This is a genomic window from Chitinophaga sp. 01L420 (assembly GCF_056399985.1).
Map to the genome: position 1 here is coordinate 1 of NZ_JBFTSK010000095.1, position 9,679 is coordinate 9,679.

The 9,679-nt window shown below is 45.1% G+C and carries 9 protein-coding genes; 6 read left to right on the plus strand and 3 right to left on the minus strand.

The genetic code is table 11. The annotated features are described in order from the left end of the window. The first annotated feature begins 70 nt into the window (after positions 1-70). Positions 71-601 (plus strand): bifunctional pyr operon transcriptional regulator/uracil phosphoribosyltransferase PyrR, encoded by a 531-nt coding sequence (pyrR, locus tag AC1DP6_RS35975; RefSeq protein ID WP_477059224.1) that lies wholly within the window; start codon positions 71-73, stop codon positions 599-601. Positions 602-652: 51 nt separating this feature from the next. Continuing rightward, entirely contained in the window at positions 653-1,582 is a 930-nt protein-coding gene (locus tag AC1DP6_RS35980) for an aspartate carbamoyltransferase catalytic subunit (protein WP_133809654.1), read from the plus strand. Between the two features lie 117 nt (positions 1,583-1,699). Here AC1DP6_RS35980 and AC1DP6_RS35985 read toward each other — a convergent pair whose 3' ends face one another. The 3 genes from AC1DP6_RS35985 to AC1DP6_RS35995 form a co-directional block, all read right to left on the minus strand. Further along, positions 1,700-5,083 carry a SusC/RagA family TonB-linked outer membrane protein gene (locus AC1DP6_RS35985; RefSeq protein WP_477059225.1) on the minus strand — a complete coding sequence of 1,128 codons (3,384 nt, stop codon included), beginning with the start codon at positions 5,081-5,083 and terminating at the stop codon, positions 1,700-1,702. A gap of 21 nt (positions 5,084-5,104) precedes the next feature. Continuing rightward, on the minus strand, positions 5,105-6,085 hold the full coding sequence (locus AC1DP6_RS35990; RefSeq protein ID WP_477059226.1) for a FecR family protein: 981 nt from the start codon (positions 6,083-6,085) through the stop codon (positions 5,105-5,107). Between the two features lie 71 nt (positions 6,086-6,156). Continuing rightward, the gene (locus AC1DP6_RS35995; RefSeq protein ID WP_441575022.1) at positions 6,157-6,699 is read right to left on the minus strand and encodes an RNA polymerase sigma-70 factor; all 543 of its coding nucleotides are present in this window, start codon (positions 6,697-6,699) and stop codon (positions 6,157-6,159) included. Positions 6,700-6,954: 255 nt separating this feature from the next. On the opposite strand from AC1DP6_RS35995, the gene AC1DP6_RS36000 reads away from it, so the two are divergent. From AC1DP6_RS36000 to AC1DP6_RS36015, 4 genes are all read left to right on the plus strand, one after another. Then, positions 6,955-7,527 carry a peptidase associated/transthyretin-like domain-containing protein gene (locus AC1DP6_RS36000; RefSeq protein WP_477059227.1) on the plus strand — a complete coding sequence of 191 codons (573 nt, stop codon included), beginning with the start codon at positions 6,955-6,957 and terminating at the stop codon, positions 7,525-7,527. A gap of 180 nt (positions 7,528-7,707) precedes the next feature. Then, a complete protein-coding gene (locus tag AC1DP6_RS36005) occupies positions 7,708-8,037 on the plus strand; it encodes a DMT family protein (protein ID WP_106531455.1) in 330 nt (109 codons plus the stop codon). 147 nt (positions 8,038-8,184) lie between these two features. After that, entirely contained in the window at positions 8,185-8,751 is a 567-nt protein-coding gene (locus tag AC1DP6_RS36010) for an RNA polymerase sigma-70 factor (RefSeq protein WP_477059228.1), read from the plus strand. A gap of 108 nt (positions 8,752-8,859) precedes the next feature. Continuing rightward, positions 8,860-9,679: FecR family protein (locus AC1DP6_RS36015; RefSeq protein ID WP_477059229.1), on the plus strand; the 820-nt coding region annotated here is incomplete at its 3' end.

Below are 9,679 nucleotides of genomic sequence, written 5' to 3' on the forward strand. Positions count from 1 at the left end.
AGCTTTTCTCATATTCAGCTTTTTATCTGTTGCATTTAATCATTATTTTTGGCGCCTAAAACGTTGTGTTTTGAAAACCATACTAAACGGCAAGCAGATGGCTATCACGATAGACAGGCTTTGTCACCAGTTGATAGAAAATCATTTACAGTTTGAACAAACCGTGCTGATTGGACTGCAGCCGAGGGGAATTTATTTAGCTGGCAGAATTCATCAGATCTTGTTGAAATTGGTACCAGGTGCGCATATCGACTACGGTAAACTGGATATTACCTTTTACCGGGACGACTTTAATCAAAGCAAAACGTTACATGTACCCAGTGAAACGAGTATTGATTTTTCAGTAGAAAATAAAAAGGTGGTGTTGATAGATGATGTGTTGTACACAGGTCGCACGATCCGCTCTGCCCTGGATGCAATGCTGGATTTCGGCCGGCCGGCCTCTGTGGAGCTGCTCACGCTGATCGACAGACGTTTCAGCAGACAGTTGCCTATTCAGCCCGACTATACCGGACGTACCATTGATGCCCTCATTTCCCAGAAAGTAAGGGTATTATGGAACGAAAGAGATGGTAATGACGAAGTAATTCTAATTGACTAAAATGAATCCGGATTTCAGAATTCAGATTTCACCCTTTATATTTGCACATTAATGTCACTTTCTGTAAAACACTTACTCGGAATTCGCGATCTGCAGCGCCAGGATATAGAGCTTATTTTTCAAACAGCCGACCAGTTTAAGGAGGTTTTACAAAGGCCTATTAAAAAGGTTCCTACGCTACGCGATACAACAATTGTTAATTTATTTTTTGAGAATTCTACCCGCACACGCATCTCTTTTGAGTTAGCGGAAAAGCGTCTGGGTGCAGATACCGTTAATTTCTCTGCCTCCGGATCTTCTGTATCCAAAGGAGAAACCCTGATAGACACCGTCAATAACATCCTGTCCATGAAAGTGGATATGGTGGTGATGCGACACTCTGCCAGCGGTGCACCGCATTTCCTGGCCAAGCACATCAATGTGCCGATCCTCAATGCAGGCGATGGTATTAATGAACATCCCACGCAGGCATTGCTGGATGCTTTCTCTATCCGCGAAAGACTGGGTAGTGTAGAAGGTAAAAAGGTGGCCATCTGTGGCGATATCATGCACTCCAGGGTAGCCCTCTCCAACATCTACTGCCTCAAGAAACTGGGCGCAGAAGTAACCGTGGTAGGTCCGCCCACGCTGATCCCTAAATACATGGCCGCCGCACTCGGTGTAAACGTTAGCTACAACATCCGCGAAGCGTTGCAATGGTGCGATGTAGCCAACGTGTTGCGTATTCAGCTGGAAAGACAAAACACACCTTTATTCTCTTCCCTCCGGGAATACTCCCTCGCTTACGGTGTAAACCGCCAGCTGCTGGATAGTCTGAATAAAGAAATTGTCATTATGCACCCCGGACCCATTAACCGTGGCGTGGAAATAAATTCTGATGTGGCAGACTCTGGTCAGTCCATCATCCTGGACCAGGTAGAAAACGGTGTGGCTATTCGTATGGCGGCATTGTATTTACTGGCAGGTAAGAAGACCGAATAGTATTTTGTCTTTCCCGGGATTATACTGATTTTGATGATGATATTATTTTGTTTTTAGTAAGATAAAAAAGAAAAAATCACTGCAATCGGTATAATCCCAGGAAAGACAAAGTTCGCATTAGAAGCTAACCCCTAATCCCAGCGTATAAGATCTGAAAAACGGATATACATTCCCGTTATATCCACCGGCCTGTTCCGGATCATAATATTTTATCTTCATCTTCGTCGTTTCCCATAAGTCCTGCCCCGAGAAATAAATACGCAAACTGCTCACGCGGATTTTCTTTAGCCACTCTTTCGGTATGGTATAGCCCAGTTGCAGGTTTTTAAGCCTGATATAGGCCCCATTCATTACCCAGTGGGAAGATGGCACCGTATTGTGCTGATCGTTGAGATATAAGCGTGGAAAGAGTGCATCAGGATGTTCCGGTGTCCAATAGTCCTGATTAATATCCCAGGGTTGCTGCGATGTACCGGTAAATGGTATATTATAACGGGGGTCCGGCATTACTTTGCGGTTAGATACCCCCTGGAAGAAAACAGAAAAATCAAATCCTTTCCAGGCAAACCCGGCATCTATACCATAGGAAAACTGCGGATCCGTACTGCCCAGATATACCAGGTCAGCGTTATCTATTTTGTTATCGCCGTTGATATCTTTATAACGGAGGTCACCGGGACCCGTTTGCGCGCTCTGGTAGGCATGTTGCTGTACTTCGCCGGCTGTCTGGAAATAACCGTCGGACTGGTAGCCGAACAGTGAGGAGTAGGGATAACCGGCTATCCCCTGGTTCCAGCCTGCCTGAGGGGCAACGTTGTCATTACGCAATACTTTATTCTGGCTGTTAAACAAATTGGCGTTGATATACCAGGTAAAGGGGCCACGGTCATCTCTCCAGCCTGCATTAATTTCCCAGCCCCAGGTTTTCATTTCTCCCCGGTGGAAGGCTATTGGCCACGCGCCGTCTGTAGAAGCCGTCAGCACCGGGATTTGCATATCCCTGTTTCGTTTAACAAAATAATCTGCAGCCAATGTTAACTGGCCGCGGAAAAGTGTGGCATCCCACCCGTAGTTATTTGTAGAGATATTTTCCCAGCCATGTGCCTGTATAACCGGATTCTTATAAACGAATGGAAGCATACGCCAGGAGTCATTAAAGGTAAAGGTCTGTAACCGCTCGTCATTAGGGATACTGTTCCAGCTGTTCACATTTCCCAGTCTGCCCCAGGACCATCTCAGTTTAAACTCGTTAAAAAAGGGAAGCGCACGATTAAACCAGGTTTCATTATTTAAGCGCCATCCTGCAGAAAAAGAAGGGAATGCCTGCCATTGCTTACCACCCTGAAAGGAGGTACTGTATTGCGTTAAACGGGCGCCTATCAGGTTTGCTTCGAGCAGGTAACGGTTATCGTAATTGTAATTCAGTTTACCGAAGAAAGATTGCAGAGAACCGGTGGCGGCTAATAACTGCGTATATTCGGGCGCGTTAGTAAAGTTGTTGTTGCTGATATCGGCTGGCGCAACATTGTACGAAGCATCCGTATGCTGTGTTGTTTTGTAGGTCTCTTGTGTATAGCCCCCCAACAGGTGAATATTGTGTTTTTCTTTTTTAACATCATAGTCGGCCAACACCTGCAGGTTGCCTCCTTTGGCTACCAGCCGGCTTTTCTGGAGCAGGTTATCAGGTTGTACCAGGAAAGCAGTGTCTACACGGTTCCATAAAGCAATCGTGTTCCTGCCGAGATTATCCTGCAGCGTATGTTGCTGCGGACTATAAATAACCCGCAGGGTAAGGCCTTTGGCAAGACTATCCGCCCGCAGGGTAAGTACGGCATCGGCGTAGTTATTTTTTTCATCCCGCTCGCCACCATCCTCCAGTACCGGGTAGGTAGGTGCTGCGCCGTAGGCATAATGATTAGTATTGGGCACGTATACCGGTACATTACCTGGTCCACGGTAAAGCCCGGCCAGTAAGCCTTTAGGGCCTTCTACCGCCTGCGAGGGAGAAAAGGTATTTGTTTGCGCATAAGACAAACGTGTTTCCAGGCTGAAGTGTTTATTGAAACGATTGTTCATGCTGGCGCGTGCATTTACGCGGTGGGTTCTGTCGGGGCCAACAGCGAAAAGTCCTTGTCTGCCGAAATACCCTACAGATGCGGCAAACTGGTTGGAACTATCACCTCCTTTAACCGACACATTATAATTCTGAATAGCCGTTTTACTTTTTGTGAGCACGGGTATCGGATCAAAATTGTAGTAGTATTTATAATTATCCGGATGCTGGTAATCTATTGCATAATGGTTGCCGGACTGCATCAGTGCAATTTCAGCGGGATCCCAGGGGGCAGACTCACCGGCGTTTACAGCAGCTTCGTTCTGCATGGTGGCGGCTTTCCAGGATGGCAAACGGTTGGGTAAACGAATAGGTGTTTCAAAACCGGCGAGGGTATTGAAATCAACTTTGAGTTTACCGGGTTTGCCGGTGCGGGTGGTTACCAGCACAACGCCACCAGCGCCGCGCGCGCCATATATGGAGGCGGCTGAAGCATCTTTCAGGATAGACACTGATTCTATGTCATCCGGATTCAATACGGCCAGGGAACCAGGTACACCGTCTACTATAATAGGCGTATTGCCGGAAGCGGAGCTCACACCTCTTACCTGGATATTGAATCCTTCGCGCCCGGGTTGTCCGTTGCTGCGGGTCACTACCAGGCCGGTGGCGGTGCCTTGTAAAGCAGCCATTATATTGGCTACGGGTCTGCTTCTGAGGCGTACACCATCTACCTGTGCAATGGAGCCGGTGATATTCGCCCGTTTTTGTAAGCCATATCCCAATACGACCAACTCATTGAGTTTTCGAAGATCGGGTTGCAGGAATACGGAGATATTTCTGCGTTCGCGGAGATAAATTTCTTTTGTTTCAAAGCCGATCAGGGACACTTGCAACGCGGCCTGACCATTGGCGACATCCAGTTTAAATGTACCATTTTCTGTGGTGGCTGTACCATTGGTGCTGCCTTTCTCCCGGATAGATACTCCGCTCAGCGGTTGCATACCATCGCTGACAGTACCCGTAATGGTCCATTTGTTACTGTCGGAATTTCTATTGTTTGGTGGTGTGATGTCTAATGCGGTAGTGTTAAGCGGGATGACGATGATCTGCCCGTCTTTTATTTCCACTTTATATTTGGAAGAAGGGAAGATACTGGGTAGTACTTCCTGCAAGGTGGCATTATGCACATGTAAGCTAACGCCGTGACGGGTTTCCAGCTCTTCTGAGGATATGGCAAAAGTGTATTTGGTTTGTTTTTCTATTTCCCGGATCACCGTTTTGAGACTGGCATTGCTAAACTGGAGGGAAATTCTTTTGGGTTGGGCAGCAGGATTTTGAGCCATAGCTACTGCATTGGCCAATACCAGGATAACAACGAAAATAAAATCAGGCACGCACCCAAACCTGGTATTGGAGCAACGCGCCTGTAGCAATAAATGCTGCATAAGCAAGAGGTCAGGCGCGTATTAGTAGATGTCTACCAGGTCGTTTTTATGCGTAATATTAATTTGAAGGGTTTTTCTCATAATGTCCAGTACCTCATCCAGGGACATGTTCGGGAAGGTAGCCAGCAGTTTTTTATCAGCCAGTTGCTGATTGCTGATTTTTATCTGCACATTATAAAAATCTTCCAATGACGCCGCTACTTCATTCAGCGGGGTATCATCGAAGGTCAGGGTCCGGGTTTTCCAGGCCAGGATGTTATTATTTTTTTTGTGTATGCGGGTGTCAATTGTATTGCCATTATGCTTCAGAGAGGCTTCTACACCAGGGGTGAGAATCACTTTTTTCTCTGTGCCTTTGTAGGCAGCACTCACTTTTCCGGACTGCACGAATACTTTTACGCCACTGTTGGCGGCTTTTACGTTAAAGGCAGTACCCAGTACCTGTACTTCTACTTCAGGGGCGTTTACAATGAAGGGGAGGGCATCATTCTTTGTTACATCAAAAAATGCTTCTCCCTTATCTATTTTAACCAGTCTATTTTCCTTTCCAAATCCGCGCGCATAGCGTATTTGCGTATGTGCGTTCAGATACATCATAGAACCATCCGGCAGGCGCAGGCTATCCTGTTGTTGTGCGGTGGCATATGTTTTATAACCACCGGGTCCGAGCCAGGTCCATGTGCCGGCAATAACCAGTACAGCAGCAGCTGCCCACCAGTATCTGCGGTTCATTTTAATGACACGGGTGTTGGTGATGGCCGGAGATGTAGTAGGTACCGGCAGCTTGTCCAGCGTGGCGTTGAGCTCCTGCCATTTTCCATGTGTATCGAAAGTGGAGGCGGCAGGGAGCGGATCGCCATGCCACATCGCTTTCATATCCAGGAAAATATCCAGGTTACCAGCGTCCTGTTGAATCCATTCGTTGAGCAGTTTTTTGGACTGTTCATTTTCCGGATCCTCCAGGTAACGGACTACTATATCTATGTCAGTTTGATTATTCATGGCTACTTATTAGTAATACAACCAGGGAACGTTATACCATTAAGCGGTAAGAAAAAAAATTTTGGCTGGGATCATGATTTATTTATCAGATCCACCCGTAATCGTTTTAAAGCTGTGGTAAGATGGGCGTATACTGTATTAATAGAGATGTTTAATTGTTCTGCGATTTCGGCCGGTGACAATCCTTTAAGACGGCTCATTTCAAAAACGCGGCGACATTGATCCGGTAATTTTTCGAGCGCGGTGCGATATTGCGCTTCCAGTTCTTTATGTTCCAGCAGGGAGTGATTATTTGCTGCCTGGTTGGCATGGAGCATTTGTTCCTTGGTATACACTTCCTGGCGTTGTTCTTTCTTTATACGGTTTAAACAGGTGTTCACCGTAGCTCTCGCCAGGTAATGATTAATAGGGGCCCTTTCATCCAGATTTTCCGCACCTTTCCACAAATTGAGGAAAACATCCTGTACCATATCGTTAGCATCATCTTCGTTCTTCACATACCTCACGGCAATATTATACATAGAAGGGGCGAACTGTTTATAAACAGCTTCAAATACATCTTTGTTTCTGCTCCGGATGCCTTTTACTATTTCGTCATTACTCAATTGCAACATGCTTTTGATCTTTTGTATTTGTTTCCGTAGTGCGAAGATAATTTTTAAAATTACTAATTACGAACGCTTACCTGTTTCCCGCTCCGTATTCTTTTTTTCACTTTAACATTTCTTTGACTAATGGTAAGTGAATATCTGGATGTATTGTTATTATACGGCAGCCAACGATGAGGGCATATATCAAAAACCATGCACATCTATCAGGGCCGGAAAAAAGTCATCATTAAATATTAACCATACAAAAAATTGAATGCCATGAAAAAATCAATTGTAGGAATGCTCGCATTAGCAACAATGGTAGTAGGAATGTCCGCTTTTAAAAGTGCAGACGTAGCCGCAGTAAAGTCAGTTGACAGCACCGCCGCAATGGTGGATTCAATCGCAGGTGTAGACTCTCTTGTTCGCCTGGACTCCATGAAAGTTTATGGACTCGATTCTTTGCAAAATGTAGATTCTTTGCAAAGTGTGGATTCTTTACAAAGCCTTGACTCCTTAAAAGGTACAGACTCATTAATGAGATTTGATTCCTTACAACGTGTAGATTCTTTACAGGGTCTCGATACACTGAAAAGTGTAGCCGTAGAAGGCGGTTCTATCACCGGTAAAATTACACCTGCTGACGGTGCTACTGAAGTAGAAGCCGTAAATGGTGCAGATAAGCTGAAAGGCGCTATCTCCCAGGGTGCATTTACCATCCCTGCTGCAAAAGCCGGTGCTTATACTATTACCATTCTCGGTAAAAGCCCATTTAAAAATGCCGTGATCAAAGATGTAAAAGTAGAAGACGGAAAGGCTACAGACCTGGGCGAAATTAAACTGGAGCAATAGTCTGAATTAAAATTGAAATAGCAACCAACAACACAACATCATTCAATGTGGAAACCCATTTTGTTTGATCCAGGGGGACCCGAGACGGTCCCTCTTTTTTTGCCCTATAGTGAAATTCGAAAATGATTTTTGGGATCTTGGACAGACGCATATATATTAGATGCTGATAAAAATCGATTCATGCGCACCATCATCCTTCTCACGATTTCCAATACTTTTATGACTTTTGCCTGGTACGGCCACCTTAAACACCAGGACGTAGCCCTCTGGAAGGTGATCCTCATCAGTTGGGGCATTGCTTTCTTTGAGTACTGCTTCATGGTTCCGGCCAACCGCTATGGTGCCCAGGAAGGATTCAGCGGCTTCCAGCTGAAAACCATACAGGAAGTCATCACCCTCACCGTTTTCAGCATTTTTGCCGTCACCTTTCTGAAAGAGCCCCTCCGCTGGAACTACCTGGTGTCTTTTTTCTTCCTGATAGGAGCGGTTTACTTTATGTTTAAAAAGTAGGATGGAGAAATGACTGCCATCTTAACGCAGTAGAGTCCGCTATATTAGCCAGGAGATACATTACATAAAAAAAGATGTAAAACAATATTAATTTAATATTAATCCGTATTATCTTTAGGGATCAACTTTCAACCAAAAACGAAATCATTGAGGGAAGAAGCTAATATACAGCTACTGGTGGAACGGGTGGCATCTTTAGGGGATGAGCAGGCTTACAAAGCATTGTTCAGGTTGTTTTACAAGCCATTGAGTCAGTTTGCCTATTCCATTATCAAATCCTGGGAGTCTGCAGAAGAAATCGCATCAGACGTATTTATGAACGTCTGGAATCACAGGGAGCGGTTACTTCAGGTAGAGAACATCCGGGTATACCTTTATGTTTCCACTAAAAATATTGCCCTCAATTATCTCAATAAAGCTGCACGTACCCAACATTTCAGTCTGGACGAACTGGCCGTGGATTTCAGCGTAAGCTACGCTACCCCGGAACAGATCTTCATTTCCGGTGAAATGKTTAAAAGAATAGAAGCGGCCGTGAATGCCCTCCCTCCAAAAAGAAAAATGATCTTTAAGCTCATCCGGGAAGATGGTCTGAAGTATAAAGAGGTAGCCCAAATCCTCGATATCTCTGTGAATACCATTGATGTACACATGGCCCAGGCCCTCAAAAAGATCAGTGAGGTCATTAACCTCTCCTTTATCAAAACAAAATAATTTTAATTTTTTTTTAGATGGAGTAGTAGATTTTCAAAATTTACTTGTCCTTCTATATAATCATGCTTTTGTATCATACACATGGAACAGGAAAGAATATGGCTTTTGATGGGAAGAAAGGTATCGGGCGAAGCCACGATGGGAGAGCTGCGTGAGCTGGAAGAGCTGTTGCAGAAGGATCCGGACCTGAGATATAAACTTTCCGTTTTAAGCAGCTGGCCACAACCAGCCAATAGTGAAGAATGGGATCATAAAATAGACAATGCCCTGGAAAGGCATCTTCATAAAATGGAGATGACGCTTCCATCGGCGGAACTGCCCGTAAAAAGAGAAGGCAGGAATATCCGTAAAGTAGTATCCCTATTATCGGTACTGGTACTTTTACTGGGAAGCTATTGCGTTTACCTGCTGGCAAACAAAGCCCCGCTGAAAGGCGACAAGAAGGCGATGGCCGCTATTTTTACCCGTGATGGTTCCCGCTCTAAAGCACAACTACCGGATGGGACAGAAGTATGGCTCAATGGAGGCAGCCGTTTAACCTATAATCCTGATATGAACAACCTGGACGACCGGGAAGTGACGCTGGAAGGAGAAGCTTTTTTTGATGTTGCAAAGAATGCCGGAAAACCATTTTATATCCATACCACTAAGATGGGCATAAAAGTATTGGGCACTTCTTTTAACGTCAAAGCCTATACGCAGGATCAGACTACGGAAGCTACCCTCATTACAGGTGCAGTGGAAGTGACCCTGAATGATGGACTGGAACGGAATGTGAAATTGTTGCCGAATCAAAAAATTATTCTGCAGCACAGCAGTGGAAGTAAATTAACCAAACCCAACCTGGTAGCAGGTTATAAAGTAGAAACGATCCGCAGTAATCAACCCGATAGCATGGTGGTGGAAACCGCCTGGCGTGATAATTTCC

Coding starts and splice junctions, on each gene's coding strand:
- AC1DP6_RS35980 (WP_133809654.1), top strand. CDS start 653: ATGTCACTTTCTGTAAAACACTTACTCGGAATTCGCGATCTGCAGCGC.
- AC1DP6_RS35985 (WP_477059225.1), bottom strand. CDS start 5,083: ATGCAGCATTTATTGCTACAGGCGCGTTGCTCCAATACCAGGTTTGGG.
- AC1DP6_RS35990 (WP_477059226.1), bottom strand. CDS start 6,085: ATGAATAATCAAACTGACATAGATATAGTAGTCCGTTACCTGGAGGAT.
- AC1DP6_RS35995 (WP_441575022.1), bottom strand. CDS start 6,699: ATGTTGCAATTGAGTAATGACGAAATAGTAAAAGGCATCCGGAGCAGA.
- AC1DP6_RS36000 (WP_477059227.1), top strand. CDS start 6,955: ATGAAAAAATCAATTGTAGGAATGCTCGCATTAGCAACAATGGTAGTA.
- AC1DP6_RS36005 (WP_106531455.1), top strand. CDS start 7,708: ATGCGCACCATCATCCTTCTCACGATTTCCAATACTTTTATGACTTTT.